The 26,962-nt window shown below is 70.4% G+C and carries 23 protein-coding genes and 1 riboswitch; of the genes, 10 read left to right on the forward strand and 13 right to left on the reverse strand.

Annotated features, from left to right (window positions below):
• Positions 1-117 precede the first annotated feature (117 nt).
• Genes ACFVYF_RS24065 through ACFVYF_RS24075 form a run of 3 tightly spaced genes read left to right on the forward strand, consistent with a single transcriptional unit; the run spans position 118 to position 3,778 of the window.
• Complete coding sequence (locus ACFVYF_RS24065; RefSeq protein ID WP_389458426.1) at positions 118-855, forward strand: beta-phosphoglucomutase family hydrolase; 738 nt, start codon at positions 118-120, stop codon at positions 853-855.
• The gene (locus tag ACFVYF_RS24070; protein WP_389458428.1) at positions 852-3,218 is read left to right on the forward strand and encodes a glycoside hydrolase family 65 protein; all 2,367 of its coding nucleotides are present in this window, start codon (positions 852-854) and stop codon (positions 3,216-3,218) included. Before ACFVYF_RS24065 ends, ACFVYF_RS24070 begins: the two co-directional genes overlap by 4 nt.
• Before the next feature lie 23 nt (positions 3,219-3,241).
• Complete coding sequence (locus ACFVYF_RS24075) at positions 3,242-3,778, forward strand: adenylate kinase (protein ID WP_389458430.1); 537 nt, start codon at positions 3,242-3,244, stop codon at positions 3,776-3,778.
• A 110-nt stretch (positions 3,779-3,888) separates the two neighbouring features.
• Here the strand turns inward: ACFVYF_RS24075 and ACFVYF_RS24080 are convergent, their stop codons facing one another.
• The 7 genes from ACFVYF_RS24080 to ACFVYF_RS24110 form a co-directional block, all read right to left on the reverse strand.
• Positions 3,889-5,175, reverse strand: coding sequence for a serine hydrolase domain-containing protein (locus ACFVYF_RS24080; protein ID WP_389458432.1), 1,287 nt, complete (start codon positions 5,173-5,175; stop codon positions 3,889-3,891).
• 203 nt (positions 5,176-5,378) lie between these two features.
• A complete protein-coding gene (locus tag ACFVYF_RS24085; RefSeq protein WP_389458433.1) occupies positions 5,379-6,800 on the reverse strand; it encodes a CAP domain-containing protein in 1,422 nt (473 codons plus the stop codon).
• A 78-nt stretch (positions 6,801-6,878) separates the two neighbouring features.
• Positions 6,879-7,184, reverse strand: a complete 306-nt coding sequence (locus ACFVYF_RS24090) for a DUF1232 domain-containing protein (protein ID WP_389458435.1) — start codon at positions 7,182-7,184, stop codon at positions 6,879-6,881.
• Between the two features lie 9 nt (positions 7,185-7,193).
• A complete protein-coding gene (locus tag ACFVYF_RS24095; RefSeq protein WP_389458436.1) occupies positions 7,194-8,147 on the reverse strand; it encodes an MBL fold metallo-hydrolase in 954 nt (317 codons plus the stop codon).
• A 12-nt stretch (positions 8,148-8,159) separates the two neighbouring features.
• Positions 8,160-8,226, reverse strand: a riboswitch (guanidine-III (ykkC-III) riboswitch).
• Positions 8,227-8,268: 42 nt separating this feature from the next.
• A complete protein-coding gene (locus ACFVYF_RS24100; RefSeq protein ID WP_389458438.1) occupies positions 8,269-8,835 on the reverse strand; it encodes an antibiotic biosynthesis monooxygenase in 567 nt (188 codons plus the stop codon).
• Between the two features lie 65 nt (positions 8,836-8,900).
• Entirely contained in the window at positions 8,901-9,290 is a 390-nt protein-coding gene (locus ACFVYF_RS24105; RefSeq protein WP_389458440.1) for a hypothetical protein, read from the reverse strand.
• 393 nt (positions 9,291-9,683) lie between these two features.
• The gene (locus tag ACFVYF_RS24110) at positions 9,684-10,607 is read right to left on the reverse strand and encodes a MurR/RpiR family transcriptional regulator (protein WP_389458441.1); all 924 of its coding nucleotides are present in this window, start codon (positions 10,605-10,607) and stop codon (positions 9,684-9,686) included.
• Positions 10,608-10,778: 171 nt separating this feature from the next.
• Here ACFVYF_RS24110 and ACFVYF_RS24115 point away from each other — a divergent pair, with 171 nt between their 5' ends.
• Together ACFVYF_RS24115 and ACFVYF_RS24120 are read left to right on the forward strand one after the other, a co-directional pair.
• Complete coding sequence (locus ACFVYF_RS24115; protein ID WP_389458443.1) at positions 10,779-11,201, forward strand: hypothetical protein; 423 nt, start codon at positions 10,779-10,781, stop codon at positions 11,199-11,201.
• Positions 11,198-12,031: a DUF1206 domain-containing protein gene (locus ACFVYF_RS24120; protein WP_389458445.1), complete on the forward strand. Its 834-nt coding sequence runs from the start codon at positions 11,198-11,200 to the stop codon at positions 12,029-12,031. Before ACFVYF_RS24115 ends, ACFVYF_RS24120 begins: the two co-directional genes overlap by 4 nt.
• A gap of 88 nt (positions 12,032-12,119) precedes the next feature.
• Here ACFVYF_RS24120 and ACFVYF_RS24125 read toward each other — a convergent pair whose 3' ends face one another.
• Positions 12,120-13,595 carry an FG-GAP-like repeat-containing protein gene (locus tag ACFVYF_RS24125; RefSeq protein ID WP_389458447.1) on the reverse strand — a complete coding sequence of 492 codons (1,476 nt, stop codon included), beginning with the start codon at positions 13,593-13,595 and terminating at the stop codon, positions 12,120-12,122.
• Positions 13,596-13,869: 274 nt separating this feature from the next.
• Here ACFVYF_RS24125 and ACFVYF_RS24130 point away from each other — a divergent pair, with 274 nt between their 5' ends.
• Positions 13,870-15,015, forward strand: coding sequence for a glycoside hydrolase family 88 protein (locus ACFVYF_RS24130; RefSeq protein ID WP_389458449.1), 1,146 nt, complete (start codon positions 13,870-13,872; stop codon positions 15,013-15,015).
• A 78-nt stretch (positions 15,016-15,093) separates the two neighbouring features.
• On the opposite strand, the gene ACFVYF_RS24135 is transcribed toward ACFVYF_RS24130, so the two are convergent.
• From ACFVYF_RS24135 to ACFVYF_RS24145, 3 genes are read right to left on the reverse strand one after another with little or no spacing between them, the layout of a single operon-like run.
• The gene (locus tag ACFVYF_RS24135) at positions 15,094-16,386 is read right to left on the reverse strand and encodes a ThuA domain-containing protein (protein WP_389458451.1); all 1,293 of its coding nucleotides are present in this window, start codon (positions 16,384-16,386) and stop codon (positions 15,094-15,096) included.
• Between the two features lie 26 nt (positions 16,387-16,412).
• Positions 16,413-18,635 (reverse strand): RICIN domain-containing protein, encoded by a 2,223-nt coding sequence (locus ACFVYF_RS24140; RefSeq protein WP_389458453.1) that lies wholly within the window; start codon positions 18,633-18,635, stop codon positions 16,413-16,415.
• Positions 18,636-18,682: 47 nt separating this feature from the next.
• Entirely contained in the window at positions 18,683-20,080 is a 1,398-nt protein-coding gene (locus ACFVYF_RS24145) for a lectin (RefSeq protein ID WP_389458455.1), read from the reverse strand.
• Between the two features lie 496 nt (positions 20,081-20,576).
• Between ACFVYF_RS24145 and ACFVYF_RS24150 the strand changes: the two genes are divergently transcribed.
• Both ACFVYF_RS24150 and ACFVYF_RS24155 read left to right on the forward strand, forming a co-directional pair.
• Complete coding sequence (locus tag ACFVYF_RS24150; RefSeq protein WP_389458457.1) at positions 20,577-21,197, forward strand: TMEM175 family protein; 621 nt, start codon at positions 20,577-20,579, stop codon at positions 21,195-21,197.
• A 252-nt stretch (positions 21,198-21,449) separates the two neighbouring features.
• Positions 21,450-22,433, forward strand: a complete 984-nt coding sequence (locus tag ACFVYF_RS24155; RefSeq protein ID WP_389458459.1) for an aldo/keto reductase — start codon at positions 21,450-21,452, stop codon at positions 22,431-22,433.
• Between the two features lie 155 nt (positions 22,434-22,588).
• On the opposite strand, the gene ACFVYF_RS24160 is transcribed toward ACFVYF_RS24155, so the two are convergent.
• Positions 22,589-23,275: a DUF2238 domain-containing protein gene (locus tag ACFVYF_RS24160; protein WP_389458683.1), complete on the reverse strand. Its 687-nt coding sequence runs from the start codon at positions 23,273-23,275 to the stop codon at positions 22,589-22,591.
• Positions 23,276-23,870: 595 nt separating this feature from the next.
• On the opposite strand from ACFVYF_RS24160, the gene tgmA reads away from it, so the two are divergent.
• Both tgmA and tgmB read left to right on the forward strand, forming a co-directional pair.
• Entirely contained in the window at positions 23,871-24,062 is a 192-nt protein-coding gene (tgmA, locus tag ACFVYF_RS24165) for a putative ATP-grasp-modified RiPP (RefSeq protein WP_389458461.1), read from the forward strand.
• A 13-nt stretch (positions 24,063-24,075) separates the two neighbouring features.
• A complete protein-coding gene (tgmB, locus tag ACFVYF_RS24170; RefSeq protein ID WP_389458463.1) occupies positions 24,076-25,026 on the forward strand; it encodes an ATP-grasp ribosomal peptide maturase in 951 nt (316 codons plus the stop codon).
• Positions 25,027-25,312: 286 nt separating this feature from the next.
• Here the strand turns inward: tgmB and ACFVYF_RS24175 are convergent, their stop codons facing one another.
• The gene (locus ACFVYF_RS24175; RefSeq protein ID WP_389458465.1) at positions 25,313-26,923 is read right to left on the reverse strand and encodes a serine/threonine protein kinase; all 1,611 of its coding nucleotides are present in this window, start codon (positions 26,921-26,923) and stop codon (positions 25,313-25,315) included.
• Between the last annotated feature and the right edge of the window lie 39 nt (positions 26,924-26,962).

A 26,962-nucleotide genomic window follows, 5' to 3' on the forward strand; every position in this document is an offset into this window, starting at 1 on the left:
GCCGCGCTCCGTCTGCGCCTGACCCTCGGGCTTACTCGTTCCCGCAGAGCTGAGGCACCATTCCCGGTGTGGCGCTCGCCACTCGGTGACCTGGCGCGCACGGGGAAGGCTCCAGTCATGACTGAGCTCGGTCTCCCGAAAGAAATCCAGGCCTGCCTCTTCGATCTCGACGGGGTGATCACCAAGACCGCTGTCGTGCACGCGGCCGCGTGGAAGCGAACGTTCGACGACTTCCTGCGCCGACGCGACGGCGACGGCTTCCGCCCTTTCGGTGACGCCGACTACGACGAGTACGTGGACGGACGCCCCCGCGCCGACGGCGTCCGCTCCTTCCTCGCCTCCCGCGGCATAGAACTGCCCGAGGGCAAGCCCGAGGACTCCCCGGACGACGAGACGGTCCACGGACTCGGCAACCGCAAGAACGACCTGCTCCTGGAGCTGATCCGCACCGACGGAGTCGAGGCCTACGACAGCACACTGCGCTACGTCGAGGCCGTCCGCGCGCACGGGCTGCGCACCGCGGTGGTCTCCTCCAGCGCCAACTGCGAGGACGTCCTGAAGTCGGTCGGAGCGGAGGCCCTCTTCGACGTCCGTATCGACGGCGTGGTCGCGGCCGAACGGCAGCTGCCCGGCAAACCGCGACCGGACACGTTCCTGGCCGCCGCCAAGGACCTGGGCGTCGACGCGCCGGCCGCCGCCGTCTTCGAGGACGCGCTGGCCGGTATGGACGCCGGCCGCTCGGGCCACTTCGGATACGTGGTCGGTGTCGACCGCGTCGGCCAGGGCGACGCCCTGCGCGCCCACGGCGCCGACGTCGTCGTACGGGATCTCGCCGAACTGGGGGCGCAGCGGTGATCACTCACACCTCGTACGCCGTCGAGCCCTGGGCCCTGCGCGAACACGTCCTCCATCTGGAGGTCCTGCCGCAGAGCGAGTCGGTCTTCGCGCTGTCCAACGGCCATGTCGGCTGGCGCGGCAATCTCGATGAAGGGGAACCGCACGGCCTGCCGGGCACCTATCTCAACGGTGTCCACGAGACCCACCCGCTGCCCTACGCCGAGGCGGGATACGGCTATCCCGAGTCCGGGCAGACCGTCATCAACGTCACCAACGGGAAGATTATCCGGCTGCTGGTCGACGACGAGCCGTTCGACCTGCGCTACGGACGGCTGCGGTCGCACGAGCGCGTACTCGACCTGCGCACTGGCCTGCTCACCCGCACCTGTGAGTGGACGTCGCCGGCCGGGACGACGGTCCGGGTGCGCTCGACGCGGCTGGTGTCCTTCACCCAGCGCGCGATCGCCGCCGTCGCCTACGAGGTCGAGGCCGTCGACAGCGAGGCCAGGATCGTCGTCCAGTCGGAACTCGTCGCCAACGAGCAGCTGCCGGGCCGCAACGGCGACCCGCGGGCCGCGGTGGCCCTGGACTCGCCGCTGGAGCCGGAGGAGCACTTCGCGGAGGGCCGCCGGCTGCGGCTCGTGCACCGCACCCGGCGCAGTGGCCTGCGCGTCGGCGCGGCCGCCGACCACCGCGTCACGGGCCCCGACGGGACCGCGACGGACAGCGAGAGCAGCGAGAACGTCGCCCGCCTCACCGTCACCTCGGTCCTCGCCCCCGGCGAGAAGTTGCGCGTGGAGAAGCTCGTCTCGCACGGCTGGTCGAGCTCCCGCTCGCTGCCCGCCGTGAGCGACCAGGTCGACGCGGCGCTCGCGGGCGCCACCAGCGGCGGCTGGCAGGGGCTCGTCGACGAACAGCGCGCGTACCTGGACGGTTTCTGGGCCCGGGCGGACGTCGAGGTGGACGGCGACGAGGAGATCCAGCAGGCCGTCCGTTTCGCTCTCTTCCACGTCCTGCAGGCCGGTGCCCGTGCCGAGCAGCGAGCCATCCCCGCGAAGGGCCTCACGGGCTCGGGATACGACGGACACGCCTTCTGGGACACCGAGACGTTCGTGCTGCCCCTGCTCATGTACACCTCTCCCGGCGCCGTGTCCGAGGCGCTGCGCTGGCGGCAGAACACGCTGCCCGCCGCCCGCGACCGGGCCGTCCAGCTCGGCCTCAAGGGCGCGGCCTTCCCCTGGCGGACCATCGAGGGCTCCGAGGGTTCGGCGTACTGGCCGGCCGGCACCGCCGCGTTCCATGTGAACGCCGACATCGCCGACGCCGTGGTGCGCTACACGGCCGTCACCGGCGACCACCGCTTCGAACGGGACACCGGCGTCGAACTGCTGGTGGAGACGGCCCGGCTGTGGCGCTCACTGGGCCACCACGACCATCAGGGCAAGTTCCACATCGACGGGGTGACGGGCCCGGACGAGTACAGCGCGGTCGCGGACGACAACACGTACACCAATCTCATGGCCCGTACGAACCTGCTGGCCGCCGCCGACGTCGTGGAGCGCCATCCCCGGCAGGCCGCGGCCCTCGGTGTCGACGACGAGGAGAGCGCCGCCTGGCGTGATGCCGCCGAGGCCATGCACATTCCCTACAACGACGAGCTGGGTGTGCACGAGCAGCACTCCGGATTCACCCGCTATCAGCGCTGGGACTTCTCCGCCACCGGCCCCGAGCAGTATCCGCTGATGCTGCATTTCCCCTACTTCGACATCTACCGCAAGCAGGTCGTGAAACAGGCGGACCTGGTGCTCGCGATGTACAAGTGCAGCCCTTTCTTCGACGATGAGCACAAGGCCCGCAATTTCGCCTACTACGAGCCCCTCACCGTCCGCGACTCCTCTCTGTCGGCGTGCTGCCAGGCGGTCATCGCCGTCGAGGCCGGACATCCCCATCTCGCCTACGACTATCTGGTCGAGGCGGCGCTGATGGATCTGGAGGACCTGGAGCAGAACACCCGCGACGGACTGCACATCGCCTCCCTCGCCGGCACCTGGATGGCGCTGGTCGCGGGCTTCGGCGGGCTGCGCCACCACGGCGAGACGATCGAGTTCGCGCCCCGGCTGCCGGAGCGGTTCAGCCGGCTCGCCTTCACGCTGGAGCTGCTCGGACGCCGGCTGCGGGTGGAGATCAAGGCGGGCACGGCCAGCTACATCCTGCTCGCCGGGGAGCCCCTGACGATCCACCACTACCGTGAGCCGCTCACCGTCGACGCCGACAAACCGCATCACCGCGACATCCCCGCGCCCCGGCTGCGCCCGGCTCCGGACCAGCCGCCGCACCGCCGCCCGAACAACCGGCTGCTGGGCCGGATCGACGGGGTGTGACCGGGCCGCCGTATCCTCGCCGGATGAAACGCGTTCTCGTGGTCGGTATCAGCGGTGCCGGGAAATCCACTCTGGCCCGGCGCCTGGCAGAGCAACTCGCTGTGCCGTACCACGAGATGGACTCGCTGTACTTTACCGGACCCGGCTGGGCGGTGAACGACGAATTCGTCGCTGAGATCGGGCGGATCACCGAGGGACCGGGCTGGATATTCGACTCGCTCGGCTATCCCGAGGTCCGCGATCTTTTGTGGGAGCGTGCCGACACGGTCGTGTGGCTGGACTATTCCCGGCGCGTGATCATGCCGAGGATCCTGCGGCGCTCGCTGCGCCGGACGCTGTCGCGCGAGCGGGTCTTCGGCGGCAACCGGGAGACCGTGAGCGACTGGTTCCGCCGGGACCATCCGGCGTGGTGGGCCTGGACCCAGCACGCCGCCCGGCGCGCCGAGATCGGCCGGCGCGCCGACGACCCCCGTTTCGCACCGCTGGAGGTGATCCGCTTCCACCGCCCGGCCGAAGCCGGGCGGTGGTTGCGGAACCGGACGTCCGCCGCGGCCTCCTGACCCGAGGCCGCAACCGGACATCCGCCGCCGGCTCCTGGCCCGAGACCGCTACCGGCGCAGCACCGGCAGACATCCGCCGCCGCCCCCTGGCCCGAGGCCGTCGTCGAGTGTCAGTCGCGGGCGATACCCGGCGCGATGTCCTCGTGCCGCTCCACCGGCGCCGCACTCCGGGTGGCGGCCTTGGCGGCGGCTTTGCCGCAGAAGGCCGACTCCAGCGTGCCCGCCATGGTGTTGAGGACGGTGGCGTTGTTGGACGTGTTGGCGAGTGCGGTGATGCTGCGGCTGCCGTCCTCGGAGGTGAACGCGTAGGTGTAGAAGCCCTGCACAGTCCCCGTGTGCCCGTACACGGAGACACCGCACGACAGGTCACGGCGGCGCAGCCCGAGGCCGTAGCCCTGGGTGCTGTTGACCGGTACCCACTGCCGCATCTGCGCCAGTTGCGCGGCGGAGGTGAGCCGGCCGGCCAGCAACGCCGAGAAGAAGGTGTCCAGGTCCCGGGTGCTGGAGATGACAGCGCCCGCGCTCTGCGCCCAGGAGACGGTCTGCTCGGTGGAGTCCACCAGGGCCGCCCCGGCCGCGTCCGGGGTGAGGTAGCCGTTGGCGTGCCGGCCCGCGATCGCCGTGGCGGGGTGCACATATGAGGTGTCGGTGAGATGCAGCGGCTCGATGACGCGGTTCTGGTACTCGGTGCCCACGGGGTGGCCGGTGAGCTTCTCGATGAGCATGCCCACGACCACGAAGTTGGTGTTGGAGTACGAATAGGCGGCGCCCGGCGCGTTGTTGAGCGGCTTCCGCAGCGACAGGTCCACCAACTGCTGGTACGTGTACACCTTGTTGCGCACTGCTTCGAAGCCCGGGACGGTCTGCGCGAACATGTCGTTCGTGTAGTCGTACAGGCCGCTGCGGTGGCTCAGCACATGGCGCACCGTGATCCGGTCGTCGGGCAGCAGCCCGGGCAGATAGGCGTTCACCGACGTGTCCAGGTCGACCTTGCCCTCGTCCACCAGCTGCAGCAGCACCACGGCGGAGAAGCTCTTGGTCACGCTGCCCACGCGGAAGCGGTCGTCGGTGCTGAGTGCGCGTCCGGTGGACCGGTCGGCGACACCCTCGGCCGCCGTGCGGGCGGTGCCGTTGTCGTCGATCCGCGCCATCGCGCCGGGTGCTCCCTGGGTCAGCGCGGTCCGCAGGACCGCGTCCAGACCCGCCATGTCCGGCGCCGCCAACGCGTCGGCGGCCGCGGTACCCGCGGTCGCGGAAGGCGCCTTGGCGTCCGCGGTACCCGCGGTCGCGGAAGGCGCCTTGGCGTCCGCTGGTGCGGCGGCCTGTGCGGGCACCGCCAGGAGGGACAGCAGAACCGCGCCGAGCGCCGACCCTGTGCCCACCGTTCTTGAGACCATCTGTTGCTTCTCCCCATGTCCTTCGCCGGTGCGCATGCCCGACACGAACCGCGCCGTGGATACGGCCGACGGCACCATGTCTACGCGCCGGAAGCGTCCGCGGGTTGCAGGACAGCGGGGTGATTTCGTGGAGTTGACACTCCGGGCCCCCGGCTGGGCGTCACCCGGCGGCCCGGCGAGGACTGTCCGGTCCGCACCAGGCGTCAGCCTCCGAAGAGCTGCGTCCAGTACGTGCCCGCCCTGCCGCCGCCGGCGAAGCCGATGCCCAGGTGGGTGAAGTCGGGCTTGAGGATGTTGGCGCGGTGTCCGGGGCTGTCCATCCAGCCGCGGACGACCTCGGCGGGGGAGCGCTGGCCGCACGCGATGTTCTCCCCGACGGCGCGATGGCGACAACCCGCGGCGGTCGCCCGGTGCCAGGGCTCACGGCCGTCGGGGGAGGTGTGGGAGTAGAAGTCGCGGGTCACCATGTCGGCGCTGTGTGCCTGGGCCGCGGTCGTGAGCAGGGTGTCGTCGGCCAGGGGCGGCAGACCGGCCGCGGTCCGCTCGGCGTTGGTGAGGGCGAGGACCTCGGCGGCCGTCCGCGCCAGTCCGGCGGGGGAGAAGGGGGATGCCCACAACGCGGTCCAGTACTGGTCACCGGTGCGGGGGTCGGCGGCCCGGGCCAGGCCCGTGTGGAGGAACCGTGGTTCGCACAGGATCAGCCGGGAACGGTTGGCGGAGAGGCAGTACTCGACGAACTCGGCCGGGGTGCGCGGCCCGGAGACCAGCTGCTCACCGACGGTCAGATACGCGTATCCGCTCGCGGTGACGCGCTGGTGGACGGAGACACCGTCCGGGCTCTCGCTGCCCAGACGCCCCGCGACGGCCATGGCCGAGGCATGGGCCCGCGCCGCCTCCATGAGCCGTGCGTCGAGCGACACGGGAGGGGAACCGGCCTTGATCCGGGCGGAGTTCACCCGGTCGAGGAAACCGTCCGTGCGGTCGTCGGCACGCGAACCGCCACCGGGCGTGGGCGTGGGGGCGGCGGCCCAGGGCGCTGAGCCCCTGCCTCCTGAGGCCACTCCGGCGCCGCCCCTGGCCGGCGCCGCGGTGGTCCTGCCCCTCGCCGGAGCGCGGGCGGCGCTGCCTCCGGTCGCAGCGGCCGGCTCCTCCGTCACCTCGATGCCGAAGTCCCGTGCCACGCCCGCCAGTCCGTCCGCGTACCCCTGGCCGAGGGCGCGCAGCTTCCAGCCCGGGCCGCGCCGGTAGATCTCCGCGAGCAGCAGGACCGTCTCCCGCTGCGGGCGCGCCGGCGCGAACCGGGCGAGCACGCGGCCGCCCGGCCCGGTGACCTGCAGGACGGGCGAGGGCAGGCGCCCGAACGGGGTGCCGGGATCGGCCGGGCTGATGACCACCGTGAGCCGGGCCGCTCCCGCCCGCAGGCGCGGCGGATCGACGATCAGTGCCTCGCCGCGCAGCCGCACGCCGGGAGCGCCGGGCTGGTTGTAGAAAACGAAGTCGCCGTCGCCGCGCACCTTTCCGCCGTCGTCGGTGATGAGGGCGGAGACGTCGAAGGGGCCCGGCACCCGCAGCGTCAGGGTGCCGTCCGGCAGGGGCACATTGCCCCCGGGAACCAGCTCGCTCATCGCGCCGCCCGTCGGGGAGGGGATCCGTACCGGCCCCTGCGCCACGGGCGGCCCGCTGTCGCCCGCGGCCCGGGGCCGTTACTCCGACAACGCCTTGCCGGTACCCCGCGGTTCCCTCGGCGCGACGGGGGCACGGAGCGACCTCAGGGCCAGCAGCAGCACCCCGATGTCGTCCAGATAGACCGGATCGGGCAGCAGATCGGTCGGCAGGACGAGGTAGACGACGGCGCCCCAGAAGACCCAGCGGGGTCCGGACGGCAGCCCGGCGCGGCGCAGATCACGGCGGGTGCGCACGAGCCGGACCAGCAGGACGACCGCCATGCCCAGCAGGGCCGCCGCGAGGATCGCGGCGACGAGGATCACGGTCCAGGTCGTGGAGTCCATGTCTGTGTCCTAGTCGTCGTCGGGTGCGCTGCCGTCCCGCACACCCTCGTCGAGCGTGCGGTCCTCCGGTGCCGCCGGGTGCGGTGTGTCGCGACGGCAGATGACGAAGTCGGGAAAGGCGTGCCGTCCGGGCCGGTCCCCGACCGTCCCGATCGCCGCGCGGAGGTCGCGCAGCTGGGCGGTGGTCATCTGCAGCGGCGGCTCGTCGGGCTGATAGGTGGTGCGGACCGGATAGTCCTCGCCGGGCCGCCGGGTCATCTCGATGTGACAGCCGAGGACATGGGTGACGGTACGGCGCGCGCAGAAGTCGATCAGCCGGTCGACGGTGCGGGTGAAGGCCGGCCAGTCGTCGACGTACAGGCGGCCCGGGTAGACGGTGTCACCGGTGAGCAGGAACCCGGTCCAGGGGTCGTAGTACGTCACCGACGCCTCGTGGTGGCCCGGTGTGGCCAGGCACTCCAGCACGCGGCCCCCGAGGTCGAGGCGCGCGACGGCCTCGGGGCCGTCGTGGAACCCGAAGAAGGTCCAGGCGCTGTCGAGCGCCGCGTCCACGATCCGGGTGGCCGGCCGGTCGGCGAACTGGCCGTCGCCCGCGATGTGGTCGCCGTGCGGGTGAGTGTGCAGGACGAGCAGTTCGTAACCGTCGCGCGGGTGGGCCGCCAGCCACTTGTCCATCAGCCCGTCGACCACCCGGCGCAGCGGGAAATGCTCGGGCGAGGCCGTGGCACCGGTGTCGACGAGTACGGCCCGGGCCTCACCGAACAGCAGGAACATGAACGGCGCTTCGTAGTCGACCGCCTTGTTCTGCCGCAGCACGACGGTGTGTTCGTCGTACGCGTGGGTCTGGATGTCGGGGTCCGTGTTGTGCTTGGCCGACGGCGATCCGTGGATCCACCGCACGCCGAGCGTGCGGGGTCCGCCGGATGCGGTGGTGACGATGTCCTGCGGCCTTGGCGCGTCCACGACGTCTCCTCAGGTGCGTCGTCTTGCGGACCGGGTACGGCGCACATCTCGTCCGGGGCAGGCACGGCCGCGCCGCCGCGGGGGAAATTACCACGGTTCCGCGTACCCGCCGCGGCGGCGATCAGGCGTCCGGCGTCGGGTAGAGCCAGAGCCGCAACAGCCGGCTGAGCCGGGGCATGATCACATACGTCAGCAGGGGCAGCAGGATGAGGGGGAAGACGGCGGCGCGCAGGGGCAGGGGCCAGGCGGCCGTCCGCGGCGTCACCAGCCACTGGACCAGCAAGGTGCACGGATAGGCGCCCAGGAACGTGGTGAGGACCATCTTCCAGCGCGCCGGTGACTGCACCGCGGTGCCCGGGAGGCTGAACCAGGTCTCCATCCCCGTCGTCGACTGCCGTTCGCTGCTGACCTCGCCGGCGATGTCCTCGATCCGCGCGTGCCACTCGGCGCGCTCGGGTGAGGCGAGCCACTCGGTGAGCCGCCGTGCGTCGGCGAAGCGCAGCACCGCGTGGAAGAGGTTGCCCTCCTCGGGCTGCAACCAGGAGACCCCCTCGTTTCCGGGGAACTGCCGGGCGCAGCGGGTGATCCCGCGGGTCCACTCCTCGAACTCGGTCTCATGGCCCGGGCGTACCTGCCAGGTGAGGACGGTCGTGATCGGATCGCCGTGCTGATCGTCGGTGGCGCTCATGGTCACATCGTGTGCCACGTCCGACGCGGGTCATGCACCGGCGCGCGACCGGGTTCCGTCCGCGGTCAGTGCGCGGCGCGGGTGGTGCCGTTGTCGATGAGTGCCTGGCTGACGGCCCTGATGCTGCGGGCGATGTGCTGCAGCTGCAGCACCTCGGCGGCGTACATCTTGATCGTGTGCTCGATGACGGACTCGGGGATCCCGAGTGCGGGCAGTTCGGCCCGGGCGGTCTGCAGAGCGGTGCGGGCGACCCGCATCTCGTGCTGCACCTGTATCTGCGCGTGGCGGGCGAGCAGTACGGGGTGGCGCATCAGCGCCGGGTAGCTGGCGTAGCGGGCCGGCACCAGCTCGCGCAGCCACCTGGCCGCCGATCTCTCCCAGTCGTAGCTTCCGGGGTTCTTGACCTGGCAGGGCCAGTCCGTGCTGGTCGGGGAGTAAGTCAGAGCCATGTTCATCGCTTCCGGGGTGCGTCGGCGGCTGAGGTGGGGGGATTCTGGGGCGGCCCCGACCTAGGGGATTGACCGGGGCCGCCACCACGGCACTCGCGCGAGCGAGTCCCGTCCGCACACCCGGGACCCGATGCGGGTAGGAGCGGGCGGCCCCGGGCGGACGACGGACCGCCACCCCCGGGGCATCGGGGGTCGCGATCCGCCAGAAGTATTTATATATACCGCCAGTTACGCAAGGACATGAAAAAATTCATGCGCGAAATAAAGGGGATCGTCCCGTGATGCCCTGGTCACGCAGGGTGCCGAGGAGGTCGCAGGGGGCCGGGCGAGGCCGGAACGGCAGGGGTGAGCGACGTGCGGGCGCGCCGGAGGCCGGGAATCCGGCTCAGCGGCCGGGGCTCAGTCCTTCAGGAAGAAGTGGTGCTGGTCCGCGATCTGCTCGTACTCCTCCAGGCGGGCCTGCGTCCGCTCGGGATCGGCGTCGGTCATCGCCTGGAGCAGGGCCGCGGACAGCACCGCGGGAGCCGCGTACGAGTCGAAGACCAGGCGCGAGCCGGTGCCGGTGGCGAAGGTGATGTCGGCCTCGTCCGCCAGCGGACCGAGGGCGAGATCGGTGACCAGGGCGACCCGCAGCCCGGCGCCTCGCGCGACCCGGACCGCGGTGAGCGTCTCCTGGGCGTGCCGGGGCATGGTGAAGGCCAGCACCCAGGTGCCGCCCGCCGCACGCGACTGGAGGAGGGCGTCGTACGCGACGCTGCCGCCCCGCGTCACCAGGCGCACGTCCGGGTGGATACGGCGTGCGGCGTACGCGAAGTACTCGGCCAGCGAGACGGAGATCCGCAGCCCCAGCACCGTCAGCGGGGTCGACCGGGACAGCGCGCGGCCGAGGGCGATGACCTGGTCGGGGTCGCCGAAGTCCCGCCGCAGGTTCTCCAGGTTCTCGATCTCGGCGTCGACCGCGGCCTGCAGTTCGTTGCTGCGGTTCTCCGCCGGTGTCGTGGGGGCGCTGCCCAGGGTGCTGAGGGCGATGGCCTGGAGCTTCTCCCGCAGTGCGGGGTAGCCGCTGAAGCCGACCGCCGCGGCGAAACGGGTCACCGACGGCTGGCTGACGCCCACCCGCTCGGCGAGATCGGTGATCGAGAGGAACGCGGCTTCGGTGATGTGCTCGATCAGGTACTGGGCGATGCGCCGCTGACCGGGGGAGAGGCGGGGGCCGTCGAACAGTTCCCTGAGCTGGGACGTCGGAGCCGCGCCCGCCTCAGGGGCCGTTTTCCCCGAGGTGATCGCGGATGACTGTGCGCGTGCCTGCTGCGGCGATGGCACCGAGTCGCCTCCTTCGCGTCCCACAAGGACTCAACATAGCTCACGGACCCTGCTGACCTGGGGGTGTACGCCCACAGACGACATGCGCGGCACCCCGTTTCACCGCCCCCTGCGGGGTACCCGTTGCAGCACGACAGCTTGCCTGTACGCAGGCGAGAGGGAGAGGTTTTCATGACTACGAGTCCGCTGGCCGCATCGCAGGTTCACGTGGTGCTCAGCGACTGCTCCGCGGCGGACGCCGGGAGCCTGTTCGCGGCACTGTGCAGTCGCTTCTCCTCGGACCGGTGTGCCGAGGACGCGCCCCATGAATCCAGGGAGCACCGCCCCACCATGTGGGCCGGCACCTTCGACACGTCCGGGGCCGACGACGCTTCCGCGTCCGGCGGAGCCGCGGACGCGTCGGTCCCACCGGCAGGCCTCTCGGCGCCCGTGACGGCGGATGTGCAGGGCAGCCCCCTCGCGGTGAAACGGGTCCAGGAGGTGCTGGGCGAGGTCTTCACCGTGCATGAGCTGGGCGAGGACGCGGGCGACCAGGAAGTCCAGCTCCAGCTCAGGCTGGAAGACAAGTCGTCGCACGAGATCCGGTCCGTATGAACATGGACGCTGCGATGAGGGGTGGCCGGCTGAGGGCCCGCCGGGCGGCGAAGGGCTCAGCGACGGAAGGCGCGGCGAAGGCAGGCCTGACCGCGCGAGGCGTGATCTATGTACTGGTCGGCATCCTGGCGATCCAGATCGCCTTCGGCGAGGGCCATCGCCAGGCGGACCGGGGCGGGGCGCTGGAGGAGATAGCGGCGAAGCCCTTCGGCGCCGTGCTGCTGTGGGCCCTCGGCGCCGGCGTGGTCGGTATGGCGCTGTGGCGGCTGTCCGAGGTCGTCTTCGGTGCGGCCGGCCAGGACGGGGGCGCCGCACGCAAGCGGCTGCTGTCGGCCGTGCGCTGTGTGTTCTACGCGTTCGTGGCGTACTCCGTGCTCTCCTTCGCCGCGGGCGCGGGCGGCGGGAGTTCCAGCGACAAGCAGTCCCGGGACGTGACGGCCCGGGTGCTCGAGATACCCGGTGGGCAGTGGATCGTCGGCCTGGGCGGCATCGGCATCATGGTGGCCGGCGTGTGGATCGGGGCACGGGCCGTCATGCGCAAGTACCACAAGCACATGAAGCTCGGTGAGATGACCCGGGCGACGCGCCGTGCGGTAGACACGGCAGGGGTGGCCGGTGGAGCGGCGCGCGGGTTGGTGTTCGCGGTGGCCGGCGGCTTCGCCGTACGAGCCGCGGTCGACTACGAACCCGACAAGGCCAAGGGCCTCGACGACACCCTGAGGTCGTTCGCACAGACGCCGGTGGGCCCCTGGCTCCTGGTGATCGTCGCGGTGGGTCTGGTCCTGTTCGGGCTGTTCTCCTTCGCGATGGCCCGCTGGCGCAGGGTGTGAGCGGCGGAGGCCGATGAGACGGAGGCCGGTCCCCCACGGGGGACCGGCCTCCGTCTCGACGCGTACGTGCCCGCCGTGCCGCCCTTCGTCAGGACGCCGGCGACGCCGAAAGAGCCGCGCCGAAGGTCGAGTTGACGGCCGCGTAGCCGAACGAGTCCGGACCGAACAGGATGGACCCCTCCCCGGTCAGGCCGCTCGAACCGCCGTAGAGCATGCTGACGGCGCCCGTGTTGCGCCACTTGCCGCGCACACCCACCGCCAGGTCGGCCTTGCCGTCGCCGTTGTAGTCGGCGGGCGCGAGTGCCGTGCCGAACTGGTCGTTCGTCTCGGCGACCCCGACGACACCCTTCGTGTCGAGCGAGATGGTCTGCGCGCCGGTCGCGGTGAGCCAGTTCTTGCTGCCGGACAGGACGGTGAGCGAGCCGGCGTTCGAGAAGCCGTCGCTGTCGGCGGCGGTGGTGTTGCTGACGAGGAGATCGTCGTAACCGTCGTGGTTGACGTCCGCGAGCTTGTTGGCGATGCCCTCGTGCGGTCCGCCGGTCCACGCCACCGCGCCGGCCTTGTCGAGCCCGCTCGCGGTGCCCGGGAAGGTGCGCAGCAGATAGTCGTCGGGCCCGTCCTCGAAGACGGTGTCGATGACGACGTCGTCCTTGCCGTCGCCGTTCACGTCGCCCACCACGGCCTTGTAGTCGGCGAAGGGCAGACCGACGCTCGCGCCCAGCGGCGTGCTCTTCAGCCCGCTCCTGGAGCCGGGCAGTACGCCGAGTGTCCCCTCGTCGGCCGGATCGTCGTTGTAGGCCACGGTCACCAGGTCGGCGAACCCGTCGCCGTTGACGTCACCGCTGGAGACGCCGGTGGTGCCGGCGCCGCCGCCCGGCGGGGTGAAGCGGGTGATCTTCGGTGTCGGCGTGGAGCGCAGGTTCTTCGCGCCCTGCACGACGTCGACCTTCGTGCCGTCGGCCACCGCGAGGTCCCGCAGCCCGTCGTGGTTGAAGTCGCCCACCGCGAGCCGGCCGCCGAAGGCCTGGTGTGCCTTCACACTCGGCGAGTGGAAGGCGATGGCCCGGTCCGAGAGCCCCGCGGAGGAACCGAAGACGACCGTCACGGAGCCGGCGCCCTTCACCTCGCCGATGGCCTCACCGCTCGCCCCGACGATCAGGTCGGCATGACCGTCGCCGTCCAGGTCCCCCCAGGCGACCGCGGACCCGAACCGGTCCCCGGCCTCGGGCGTGCCGGGCACGCCCGCGTGGGACTGGGTGAGCCCTTGGTGGCGGGTGACCTTGACACCGGTCGCGGAGCCGAAGGTGAGGGCGACATAACCGGCACTCGCGTGGCCCTTGACCGACGCGGCGGGCGCCCCGATCCCCAGGTCGTCGTAGCCGTCGCCGTCGATGTCGGCGGGCTTGCCAGGGACGGCCGCCTTCGCCTGCGTTCCGCTCCCGCCCGCCGCCGCCGCGTGGTCGGCCTCCTGCGCGGCACTCGACGTGAACGAGGACGCCCCCGCGAGAGCGATGCCTCCGACCAGGGCCGTGACGGCCCCGGCGGAGAGGATGTGTCTGCGCATACGTGTCCCTTTCCGGTACTTGCCGGGTGAGACCCACGAGGAGCCCGAAGGGTTGGGCTCTCGGGGGAAACCGCTGAGCGGTGGTCGGTACGCCCGGCGTCGGCAAGGGCACACCGCCGGGCGGTGGTCCGTGTCCCTGGCACCGGCGTTCTCCCATGTGAATGGCGCCCGTATCGGCAACTCCCGTGCGGCAGCAACAAGCTGACGACGGGTCATGGACATGCGAGGGCGCGGACGGTGAGGATGAATGTCCCCACCCGTAGGAGTTGTTCATATGCATAGACGACGCCTGCTCTCCGCCTCCGCCGCCCTGACCGCCTCCGCCGCCCTCGTCCCCCCACTGACGGGCACCGCGCAAGCCGCCCCCCTGGCCCCCTCGCCGCAACTGCCGTCGAGAGCGGCGATCATCTCCGTCCTGCGGCGCGTCGCCGACCAGTGGACGGGCGCCCACACGAACTCCGGCGACAACGGGTGGGCCAACGCCACCTTCTTCAGCGGACTGCTCGCCCTCCAGGGCCTGACCGGCAGCACCACCTATCTCGGCTACGCCCGCAGCTGGGCGGAGAAGCACGCCTACGGCCTCAGCGGCGGAGTCACCACGCGTCACGCCGACAACCACTGCGCCGGGCAGGCCTACCTCGATCTGTACGAGCGCGAGCCCGACGAGCACAAGCTCACCGCGATCGAGACGTCGCTGCACCGCATGGTCTACACGGACCAGCCGGCCAAGAACGACGACTGGTGGTGGGACGACGCGCTGCACATGGCCATGCCGCCCTTCGCCCGCATCGGCGCCCTCCGCAACGACCCCCAGTACTGGGAGAAGGTGTACGCGCTCCACAACCACACCAAGCGCGTCGAGGGCGGTCCCGGTCTGTACGTCGCCTCGACGGGCCTGTGGTACCGGGACAAGCGGTTCCTGCCCGGCGGAATCCTCTCGCCCTCGGGCAAGCCGGTCGTGTGGTCGCGCGGCAACGGATGGGTGGCCGGCGGACACACCAAGACCCTCAAGGCTTTGCCGTCGACCGAACGGCACACCGCCGAGTACCGGGACGCGCTGACCCGGCTGGTGGTGGCCGTGGCCAAGGTGCAGCGCACCGACGGCTTCTGGAACGTCAACCTCGCCGACGCCGCGCACCTGCCCGGCCCCGAGACCAGCGGCACGTCCTTCTTCGTCTACGGCACGGCGTACGCGATCGCCGCCGGCCTGGTCGACCGGGCCACCTACCTCCCGGTGGCGGCCCGCGCGTGGAACGGCCTCGTCGCCACCGCCGTACACCCGGACGGCGTCCTGGGATACGTGCAGAACGTCGGCGACCGCCCGGAGTCGAGCCAGCCCATCACCTACAACAGCACCGCGAACTTCGGTGTCGGCGCCTTCCTCCTCGCGGGCACCGAGCTCGCCGGGCTGGCCAGTTAGTCACCCACGACAGACAGGTGCCCCCGCCGCTGGTGTGCGGCGGGGGCACCCTTGTGCCGATCGGTCAGGACGGTGCGGTTACGGCTGTGCGGTGAGCGTGAAGCTCTGTGCGGTGGATCCGTCACAGGTGCGCTGGGTGAGCTGGACGCTGTTCGTCGAGGCGCTCGCCGAGGTCAGGCACTTGCCGCTGTGCCGGGCCGTGAAGTGGTAGCGCCCGGTGCTCTCCTTCACCGGCAGCCACTGCTGGTTCTGCCCGCCCGAGTAACTCCACAGCTGGAGCGGCGCGTTGTCGGCCGTCGAGACACCGGTCACGTCGATGGCCTGCGCCGGGTTGGGCCGGATGGCGGCCTGCCGGTAGCCGCTGTCGGTCGAGCGGAACTGGAACTGCTGAGCCTGCGTACCGTTGCAGGCGTACTGCTGGATCGCCGTGCCGTTCGCCGTGGCGGCCGAACGGGCGTCCACACAGGTGCCGTTGCCGGCGTTCGTCAGCGAGTACCAGGACGTCTCGGAGATCGAGCCGTCCGGCGGGGTGGTGGTGGTGCCACCGCCCAGCCACTTCAGCCCGTCGAGCAGGAACTGGTTCTGACTCGCACTCGCGAACGTCGACGATGTACGCGTGTTGGTCGAGTAGTTCATCGCGTTGTGACCGAAGTTCGCGTACAGCATCTTGTACTGCGTGTTGGTCCACAGGATCGGGTAGTACCCGCTGTACCAGCTCTGGTTGGGGTCCGTGCCCAGCGGGAAGCTGCTGGGGTCGACCGAGGCCAGGATCTTGATGTTCGGGTTCTGCCGCAGGTCGTTGGACCAGCTGTACCACTCGCTGACCGACGAGGTGAACGTGGCCGGCAGGTTCTTGGTGGACGCGTGCGTACGGTCCTCGACCTTCAGCACCGCCGACGTGGGACCCCAGGTGTTCGTGGCGAAGTTACCGCTGCCGAGGAACGTGTTGTGGTACCAGGACCAGGCCGAGGCGTTGGTCGTGAAGGCCGAGACGTGGAAGCCCATCCAGGCGCCGCCGCCCCGCATGTACGTCTCGAAACCGCTCCGCTGTGCGGCCGTCTGCGGCAAGTCGTCCAGGAACAGCACGACTTGGTAGGCATTGACGCCACCGTTGGCGAGCAGGTCCCAGTTGTTGCTGGACGTGTACGTGAAGCCGTTCGCCGCGGCCTGCTTCGGGAACCAGTCGTTCGCTTCCTTCTCGAAGTCGATGTGCGCCGCGTCGTAGGTTCCGCTGTAGAGACCCAGCACCTTGAAGGGTGTCGCCGAGGTGCTGGCCTGGGCGGCGGGCGGTGCCGCCAGGCCGAGCAGCGTGGCCAGCAGGAGCAGGACCCGCAGGGCCGCACGTGCCGGACCGGATCTGATGGTGTTCATCTGCTGAGCGATCCTCTCTGTGCGGGTTACGGGAAGTTGGTGAGGTAGGCGACGTTGGTACTGGAGTTGGACGGTCCTCCGGTGTTGTTGATGATGTGGCTGATGGTCCCGACACCGCCCAGCGAGACGGTCACCATGTCGTGGAACTTGACCCCCGACACGCTCGGCACCTCGAAGGCGCGATCGGCGACCACGCTCGAATTGGAGCTGAAGTAGCAGTAACTGCCCAGACCCCATGCCTCATGGGAGGTGACGGAGGAGGCGACCTTGTAGGCGGGATAGCCCTTTCCGGTGCCGTTCATCCAGGACGACTGGTTCGGCGGGTCGTAGGGCATCTCGTTCTGGAAGAAGTACGTTCTGCCGCCGTTGCCGTTCCAGATGACCTGGGTCTTCTGGTAGTGCTCGACGAACAGGCCGTACGCGGTGACGTTGTTGCCGTTGACCACGAGGCCGGTGTCCGCCGTGTTGGTGGTCCAGCCGACCGTGCCGCCGTTGCCGTGGTCGGCCCGCCAGATCCAGGTGTGGTCGATGATCGTGTTGGCGCTGTTGATCACCAGCGAGTTGGTCGCCTTGCCGACGGTCGCGCCGCCGATCCGGATGAACACGTCGGACAGCTGGATCGGGTTGGCCGCGTGGGTGGCGGACGAGCCGGCCGGGCCGATCTGCATCAGCGTCGGGGAGTTGGTGGTGCCCGCGTCGATCAGCAGACCCGCGATCTGGATGCCGTCCACGTCGGCGGTGGAGACGGCCGTGATCCCGCCGTCCGGCACGAAGGTGGCCAGGCCCATGCCCAGCACGACCGTGTCGGGACGCGTGATGTTGATCGTCTGGTTGAGGTGGTAGACACCCGGGGTGACCAGCAGGTTCTTGCCCGCCGCGAGAGCGGTGTTCATGTCGGCCGCGGTGGCACCGGGCTTGACGATGTAGAACTGGTCGATCGGCAGGGACTTGCCCGCCGGGGTCTTCCCGCTCCACGTGGTGCCGACGGCGTTGGACTGCAGCCCGGGCACGAACACCTGGTAGGCGCCCGCGCTGTTGACGTACAGGAACGGCTTCTCGCGGATCGTCGGCGAGCTGGCGACGTTGGTGTACGTCGGGAAGGACTGGGCGGGCGCGCCCTGGTCACCGACGAAGACCATGTTCCAGTTGGATCCCGACCAGCTGCTCATCTGCGAGTTGCGGGTGAGGAACTGCTGCTGGGAGCCGGACTGGATCTGTCCGTCGACCTTGGTGTCGGAGATGAAACCGCCACTGGACCAGCCGCCGTCGTCGAGCGCGAGGTTGCCGCGCACGTGCATGCGCCGGTACGGGGCGGCCTGGGAGACGGCCCAGCGGTCGGTGCCGCCCGTCGGGTTCACCGAGAGGTTCTCGGCGTCGCGCCAGAAGTTCTGGGTGGCGTTGCCCTGGAACCAGTCGGCCTCCGCGTGCACGGAACCGTTGATGGTCACGTCGTCCGGCGAGAAGCCCAGGCCGGCGACCTGCGTGTAGAAGCCGACGTTGGCGTTGGCGCTGTAGGTGCCGGGCTTGAAGAGCAGGGCCTGACGGGCCGAGCCGAACTGGTTGGTCTCCTGCTGGGAGAAGACCGAGTTCAGCTTGGACTGGATGCTCGACGACGACATCGACGGGTCGAACACCGTCACATTGGGACCGAAGTCAGGAGTGCCCGGCGGGTTCGTGGTGCCACCGCCGAGGATGAAGGACTGCGCGGCGCTGCCGTTGCAGGTGTACTGCACCAGCTGCACGCTGTCCGCGGTGGAGGCGCTGGGGACGTCCAGGCACTTCCCGCTGTTGCGGTTGATGAAGTGGTAGGCGCCGTCCGCCTCGGCGACGGGCTGCCACTGCTGGTTGTTGCCGCCGGAGTACGTCCACAGCTGGGTGGTCGCGTTGTCGGCGGTGGAAACGCCGGTGACGTCCCAGGCCTTGGTGGAGTCGAGGTTGCTGTTCACCCGGTAGTAGCCGCCGCTGGTGGCCACCAGCTGCCAGTTCTGGGCACTGCTGCCGTTGCACGAGTACTGCTGGACGGCGGTGCCGTCGGTGCTCGTGGCCGAACGGACGTCGACGCACTTGCCGTTGCCCTTGTTGACCACGGTGGTGTAGCCGGTCGGTATGGCGTCCGCCGCCGCGGGCTTCGCGCTGGCCGAGGAGGCCGAGGTGAACTGGATACCGGTCGCGGTGGTCGCCACGAGCGCGACCGCGGTCAGAACCTTCGGTATCCGGTGACGGCCGGACAGTCTGTTCCGTCTGAGCACGGATTTCTCCTGTGTCGATGGGGGGTGAGCGGGGAGGAGTGCGTCCGTCAGCCGGTGTACTTGGCGAAGATGCTGGTGAACTGCCAGTTGGTCTGGGAAACGCCCGAGCACGTGTCGTTGTTCGGGTAGCTGCCCGAGCAGGGACGGTCACGGTTGACCGACCAGAACGTCAGCCGCGCCAGGTGGTGCTGCTGCGCGTAGGTCAGGATGGTCTGGAAGTCGGCCGTCGTGACGGTCTCGTTGACGTCCGTGATGCCGTTCATGGACGAGATGCCCATGTCCCGGTACGCCTGGTCGTCGGTGTACTTGTAGGCGTTCTTGAGCGCCGTCTTCAGGCCTTCCGCGGCCCGCTGCGTGAGTGTGCCCATGTTCTGGCCGGCGCCGCCGAAGTCGAACGGCATGATCGTCCAGGCGTCCACGGTCAGTCCGGACGCCGCGGCCCGGTTGATGAGGCTGGTGTCGGGACCGCTCTGCCCGGTGCCGATGGTGACGTACACCTTGAGACCCGGGTTGTTGGCCTTGACCGTTTTGAGGGCGTCCACGGTGCGCTGCTGGACGGTCCCGCTGCTGTAGGCGTCGGCCTCGAGGTCGATGTCGATGGCCTTGAGTCCGTAGGCGTTGATGACCTTCTGGTACGCCGCCGCCAGCTCACCGGCGCTGGAGCAGGAGCTCTCCAGCTTGTTGCCGCTGTAACCGCCGAAGGACGGGATCACGTCGCCGCCGTTGGCCCGGACGTTGTTCACGGTCTGCTGGTCGACACCGCCGGTCAGGGCGCGGCCGCCGTCCCACTGCGGGTTGCAGTAGCCGTTGCTGAGGACGAAGGCCAGCGTGAACCACTTGACGCCGGTCGCGTTCATGACAGTAACGGGGTTGGGCGGGCTGCCCCAGCCGTTGTAGATGTACGGCGCGACGGCCATCGGCGCGGACGTGGAGGGAGGCGGGGTGGTGCCCCCGTCGGCGGCGGGCGCGGTCCACTTCTGGTTGGCCGCGCCGCTACAGGTCCAGATCTGTATCGCGGTGCCGTTGGCCGAGGTGTTGCCCGTGACGTCCAGACACTTGTTCGCCTGCGGGTTGACGATGTCGCGGGACGTGCTGACGGTCCACTTCTGGTTCGCGCCACCGCCGCAGTCCCACAGCTGGAGCTTGGCGCCGTCGGCGGTCGAATTGCCGGTGACGTCAAGGCACTTGCCGAGGGCCCGGATGGTCCCGTCGGAGCCGACCGTCCACTGCTGGGCCGCGGTGCCGTTGCAGTCGTAGAGCTGTACGGCCGTGCCGTTCGCGGAGCTCGCGCCGGCCACGTCGAGGCACTTGCCGCCGAGCCCGGTGATGGTACCGGTGGCCGCGGCGGCGGGGGACATGGTGAGGGCACTGGCCGAGAGGGTCAGTGCTGCTGTCGAGAGGGTGACGCGCAGCGCGGTGGAGCGTGCGAGGGATCGTCTGGCCATCAAGGGGATCACAGCCCTTCAGAAGTGGCTGATGGTGGGGGGTTCACGTCCATGAACGAAGAGCGTATTCGTGGAGGCTTGGTGATCGGTGAACTTAAAGGTCTGCACCAGACACGTCAAGACATGAAGACAGGGGAACCGTCGAATTGGAATGTCTTGACGATGAGTTGAACGCGTCGGCGGTGTGAGGTCTTGACCTCGGCCGAGGCTCCACCGCCTCGGAAGGGGCAGCGGTATCGATATGTCGAGGCTCGCCGGGCCGTCCTCCAGGCGCCCGATCGCGGAGGGAACGATGCGTCGGGGATGACGACGTACTCCGCCCTCGGTGCGGCGCGTCGGCCGTGCGCGGCGACTTCTCAGCTCGCGCAAAGGAAGGCGTGCTAGAAGAAGGCCTGCACCGCCACCGCCCGTTCCCTTCGACGCCGACCGGCGTTCGTCACCCCTCTGGTGCCTGTCTGATGACCAACCCTGTCTGCGTCTCCTCCGCCGTGACGTCGTGGTCGAGCCGGAACGACTTGTCACCTTCGCTGATGCGGTGTTCGCGATCGCCATCACGCTGCTCGCGCTGGACATCTCCGTCCCCGACGGCCTGACCGACTCCGAGGTCGGGACCGCCCTGCGGGACGCGCTGCCCGCGTTCGGCGCCCATCTGCTGAGCTTCGCCGTCATCGGCGCGCTGTGGCCGGCGCAGCACGCGCTCTTCCGCCTGATCGCCGCGCTCGACCGCTGCCTGCTCCACCTCTACCTCGCGCTGCTCGCCGTCGTCGCCGTACTGCCCTTCCCGACCCGGGTCATCAGCGAATACGGCGACACGGCCGTGGCCACCTCGTGCTACGCCACGACCATCGCCCTCGCCGGGGCCCTGATCGCGGCCATGTCCGCCCGGCTCCGGGCCGCCCCCGCCCTCGCGACAGCGAACGCGTCGGCCGGCGACCTCGGGCGGTCGGTCCTGCGGGCCCTTCTGGTCGTGGCGGTCTTCGCCACCTCCGTTCCGGTGTCGCTCGCCTCGCCCACGGCGGCCAAGTACTGGTGGCTGCCGGCGATTCCCGCACGTCTGCTGTTCCGCGATCCGCCTGTGCCGGAAGGCGCGGAGACGAGTGCTGCCCGGGACAGCTGAACGTCCGGTCGGCCGAGCGCCGGTGAACAGCGCGCCCTGTCCCGACCGCGTGGTGGCTCCCTTCACTTCTTGAATGGTTCTTCGGTGGACGCACGCCGGCCGCAGGTGACACGAATCAGCGCCGTGATCGAAGCGCATCACCCATCTGTACGCGCCGCTGCCGCGGGCGTCCCGCACAGCCCCCCGCGGGTGTCCCCCGTGGAACGGGGCGGGCTGTCCTGCGGTGACAGGTTGAGGTGTCAGACTGACGGCATGGACGAGCGCGAATTCGGCAGGTCGGGTCAGCAGGCTTCGGTCATCGGTCTCGGCACATGGCAGTTGGGTGCCGACTGGGGTGATGTGGATGATCGCGAAGCCCTCGCCGTACTGGAGGCGGCGGCCGAGTCGGGCGTGACGTTCTTCGACACGGCCGACGTGTACGGCGACGGCCGGAGCGAGCAGACCATCGCCGCGTTCCTCAGCGGCAGGCCGGACCTCCATGTGCGGGTCGCCACCAAGATGGGGCGCCGGGTCGACCAGATCCCGGCGAACTACGTCCTCGACAACTTCCGTGCCTGGAACGACCGTTCCCGGCGCAACCTCGGCGTGGACCGCCTGGACCTCGTGCAGCTGCACTGCCCGCCGACGTCCGTGTACTCGTCCGACGAGGTGTTCGACGCCCTCGACACCCTGGTCGAGGAGGAGCGGATCGCGGCGTACGGGGTGAGTGTCGAGACCTGCGACGAGGCGCTGACGGCGATCGCCCGCCCGAACGTGGCCAGCGTCCAGATCATCCTCAACCCCTTCCGCATGAAGCCCCTCCGTGAGGTCCTGCCGGCGGCCGCCGAGGCCGGGGTCGGCATCATCGCCCGCGTCCCGCTGGCCTCCGGCCTGCTGTCCGGCAAGTACACGAAGGACACGGTCTTCGGCGCGAACGACCACCGGACGTACAACCGCCACGGTGAGGCCTTCGACCAGGGCGAGACCTTCTCGGGCGTCGACTTCGCCACCGGCGTCGAGGCGGCGGCCGAGTTCTCCGCCCTCGCCCCGGAGGACTCCACGCCGGCCCAGCTCGCACTGCGCTGGATCGTGCAGCAGCCGGGCGTGACCACGGTCATCCCGGGCGCCCGCTCGCCGGAACAGGCCCGCGCCAACGCGGCAGCCGGGAAGCTGCCGGCCCTGCCCCAAAAGACACTGGACGCGATCCAGGATCTCTACGACCGGCGGATCAAGGAGCAGGTGGAGGGGCGCTGGTAGGCGAAGACGCACGGCCGGGAGTGACGCGGGCGTGGTGCGGAGAGTGGCGGGGCCGGTACGAGGGCGACGGGCGGGAATGCTGCGGGCGTGAGTGCGGCCGGCGCGCGCTGCCGCTCGCCCCGCCGGTGGGCCTGCCCGGCGGGGGGTGCGGTGCGCTAGCGGGCCGCCGTCGGCTCATCCCGCACCTGCCCCGCCACCCCGAGCGCCGCGAGCTGCCGGTCGTGCAGGCGGCTGAGCAGCAGCACCGAGACCGTCGCGCCGATCAGGGCGCAGAACATGTCCCACTGGGTGTCCCAGGCGTCGCCCTGGGTGGCCAGGAAGTCGTCCGCCGCGCTTCCGCCGATCACCGCGGCCGCCCACTCGAACATCTCGAAGACCGCGCTGAAGGCGAGACACGCGCACACGGTGAGCGGCGCCAGCCAGCGGCTGCCGCGCAGCGGTGAGGTGCGGATCAGCACCTCGCGCACCAGGACTGCCGGGACGAATCCCTGCATGAGGTGACCGAACCGGTCGTAGGGATTGCGGTCGAGGCCGAGCCCGTCCCGCACCCAGTCACCCAGCGGTACCTGCGCGTACGTGTAGTGCCCGCCGAGCGCCAGCACCAGCGCATGCGCCGCGAGCAGACAGCACAGCAGGTTCGTGAGCGGGAAGCGCCGCCGGTACAGCACGGCCAGCGGAAGGCCGATCAGGACCCAGACCGTCTCCAGCAGCCAGGTCAACCGGTCGTGCGGGTGCCAGGCCGAGACGGCGAGCCCCGCGAGGACGACCCCGACGAGCACCAGCGGGAGCGTTCGGCGCGTGCCGGGTGCCGGAGTGACGGCCTCGGTGGCGGGTCGGGGCATGGGTGAGGCGGGGTGAAGTCCGGGCATCGATGGGCTCCTTGGGCTCCTGGTTCCGGCTGGCCCCATCGTGTCGGGGCGCGGCGCCGGGGACATGAGTACGTCTACTCACCCCGACGTCCGCTCTTCCCGGCCGCGGAGGTGGACCGGCCGGGCGGGACCGGTGTCACCAGCAACGCGCCCGACGCGGACGCGGCGCACCCGTATGTCGAGTCCGTACCGCGTCAACGGGCGCTCCACGGACGGCTCGTGGACGGACGCCGGCCTGACGACGAGGGGCGGCACGCGGCGTCTTCCCGCCCACCGAAGAGAGCGACACCGAGCGGGGGTCCGACCCGGCCGGGCTGCCCCGGAGAGTCTTGCGGTTCCGTGAGAACCCTCAGAGAACACTCACAGCGTTCTCACGGAACCAAATAAACGGGCGGGAACTCTTCCCATCGATCGCAGCGTTCATGTCACCAAGGACGCCGCATCGTAGGTATTTGATGATTGCGATGTGACGACCTTCACCCGGATGTGTCGGAAAGTGATGAATTCATTACGAGGGTGACACGTACCGGTGTGCGTAGACGCATCGTCAGACCGCGGGAGGATTTTCGTGCGACCGTTCACGCTCAACTACGCCTTGCCCAACGGGCATCCGGCCGCGCTGCCGCTGTACCAGTTCGATGTGTCCCTCCAACTGAACGTGCTGCCGGACGGCCGCCCGGCGGTGAGTGACCGCGCGCTTCTCATGGCCGCGGGCACGACGACGTCGACCGCCGGCTCCCAGACGCATTTCGACGACTGACGCCCGCGCGCGGATGACGGTCCTTGTCCTCACCGCCGAGCAGGACGTCACCGCCGACATGGTGGTGGCCGAACTGCACGCCCGCGGGGTGCCGGTGGTGCGTCTCGACCCCGCCGACCTCCCGGGCAAAGCCATGCTGTCCGCCGACTACGCACACGGGGACTTCAGCGGCCACCTGTCGGTCAACGGCCATGTGCTCAGCATGGGAGGGCTGCGCTCCGTGTGGATGCGCCGTCCGGGCGAACCGGCGGCGCACGCGGCGCAGCCCTCGCCGTGGCTCACCGCCGAGACCCGGCAGGCCCTGTTCGGCATGCTCTACTCCGCCGCCACCCGGTGGATGAACCACCCGAACAGCGCGGAGCAGGCCCGCCACAAGCCCTGGCAGTTGCGGATCGCCCAGCTCAGCGGTTTCGCCGTGCCGCCGACCGTCGTCACGACCGCGCCGCGGGTGGCGCAGCAGTTCGCGGCCGAGTACCGGGACGTGGTGGTGAAGTCCGCGTCGGGACCGCCGCCCGGTGAACCCGCGGTCTCCCTGCCGACCACGCTGATCGGACCCGACGCGGACTTCTCCGGCGTCGCGGCCGGCCCCGCGCTGCTCCAGCAGTACGTTCCCAAGCGGGCCGACATCCGGCTGACCTGCGTCGGTTCCCGGCTGTTCGCCGCGCGGAAGGCAGCCGCTCCGGGGCAGGTCGACGGGCGCTACGGCGAGACCGGTCACCTCTGGGAGACCACGGCCGTACCCGACCGCATCGCCAGGTCCGTCCAGGAGTACATGGCCTTCGCCGGGCTCGCCTTCGCGGCCTTCGACTTCGCCGAGGACGACGAGGGCATCTGGTGGTTCCTCGAGGGCAACCAGGGCGGGCAGTTCGGTTTCATCGAACTGGAGACCGGCCTGCCCATCGCGGAGGCCGTCGCCCTCTGGCTGGCCTACCGAAGACCCGACGGCCGCTCGCGTCTGACGTGAGCGGCACTGTTGCAAACTCATCGCCTTCTGAGGACTACGACCTGTCGGTCCTCAGGGGCTGCATGCCGTACGCGACCGCGGACCTGATGGCCGCCTTCGAACCGGCGGTGCGGCAGCGCCAGTTGGGGAGGACTGGCTCGGGGTGGGCCGGCTGATGCGCCAGGACGGCCACTGCGACGCGGGGGACTGAGGTCCGCGGCGGAGGAGTTGCGCCCCGCCAGGCCCGATCGGCAGGGCTCGCTTCCGCCGGCCGCCCGCTCGCGCGTTCGCCGGGGGACCGGCCCGGTCACCCGGTGGTCTCGTCCTCGAAGGACCGGAAGAAGACGTCGAGTGCCTGCTCGTTCGCGGAGTCGTTCCAGTCCTTGGCCGGAGTGGTCCAGCGGAAGGAGTAGCCCCGGCCGGGCTCGATGATGAAGCCGCGGCCCTGTGTCCGCTCACGCACGCCGTCGACATCGGAGAACCACTCCATGTCCGCCGCATCGAGTCCGCGGTAGTCGACGGAATGGACGTCGCCGATGCGCTCGAAGCCGTCCGTCGCCTCCCGCAGAGCCGGTTCGAGGTCCTGCCAGACCTCGACGGGGTCAGGGCCGAGCCGCTCGCTGTAGGTGATCGCCAGCGTGCGCGGATCTCCGGAGGCGCCGAAGGTGACGCGATAGGAGTTGTCCGTGGGGCCGGTGAGCTGAAGACGCTTCCAGCCCTTGGGCAGGTCGATGGAGAAACCTTCCGGCGCTCGGTAGCGGGCGAAGCCCGACGCCGGTGGATCCTGTGCACCGCGCGTAGCGGAAGGGGTCGGCGTGGGGGAGCGGGGCGGGGGAGAAGTGGGCCTGGCCGTGGGCGAGTTCTGGCCGGGGGGACTGCTGGGGGCCGCACGGGACGGCGTGGGGACGGCGACGGACGGAGTGTCGTCGGAGCTTTCGCCGGTCAGCGCGAGCGCGGTGAGCGAGGCCCCGGCCACGATCAGCGCCGCCACACCCAGCAGCACGGGCCGGCCGATGGACCGCCTGCCCCATACCCGTCCCGTGCGCCACGCGGCGGCGTACGCGTCGCGCAGACAGGGCAGGGGCGCCAACTGCTTCTGCTCCTCGGGGTCCTCGCGCAGGATGCGGTTGAGGGCCAGGCGGACGACCGGCTCGGGCAGTCGCTCCAGCGGATCCCTGCGGAGGAGCCCCTGCACGGCGGGGCTCAGCGGTCCCGCGTTCACCGGGGTCCGGATGGGGAGCCGGTCGACCGCCCGCAGCGTCGCGTCGACCGGCCCCCGGTCCCGGATGGGCGGTCGCCCCTCGATCATCGTGTAGAGGATCGCCCCGAGGGTCCACAGGTCCGAGGCGGGCCCGGTGGCCTCACCCCGGGCCTGTTCGGGCGAGGCGTACGACGGTGCGGTGATGCGCTGGGCCGCGGCGCCCCCCAGCAGACCCCAACCGGTCACGATGATCCGGCCGTTCTGCCGCACGAACACCTGGCCGGGGCTGAGGTCGCCGTGGGCGATGCCGGCATTGTGGGCGGCCGCGAGCAGGTCGAGCAGTTCCAGCCCCATGCGGGCCGCGCGGACATAGCTGACCGGTCCGTGCCGCAGGACGTCGCTCAGCGGCGTGCCCTCGATCCGTTCCATGACGGTCCACAGGGCGCCGTTCTCCTCGACGACGTCGAAGACCGTGGCCACCCGCCCGGGGAAGGCGAGCGCCATGGCCTCGGACTCCCGCAGGATCCGGGCTGCCGTACGGCGCAGGCTCTCGCCCGGGACGGGATCCGCGGGCCGCGTCTCCACCAGGGAGACGGGCCGCTGGAACTCGACGTCCTGACCGTGCCAGCCGGTCCTGCCCTCCTCCTGGTGCACGACCTCCTGGGGCCAGTACCTCCCGGAGATCCGCTCCTGTGTGGTGACGTGCCCTTCGGCCATGGTCATCCCTCGCGCTGCACTGGTCTCTCGCCTTTCCCG

It is taken from the genome of Streptomyces sp. NPDC058274, from assembly GCF_042881375.1.
In the GTDB taxonomy this organism is placed as follows: Bacteria; Actinomycetota; Actinomycetes; order Streptomycetales; family Streptomycetaceae; genus Streptomyces.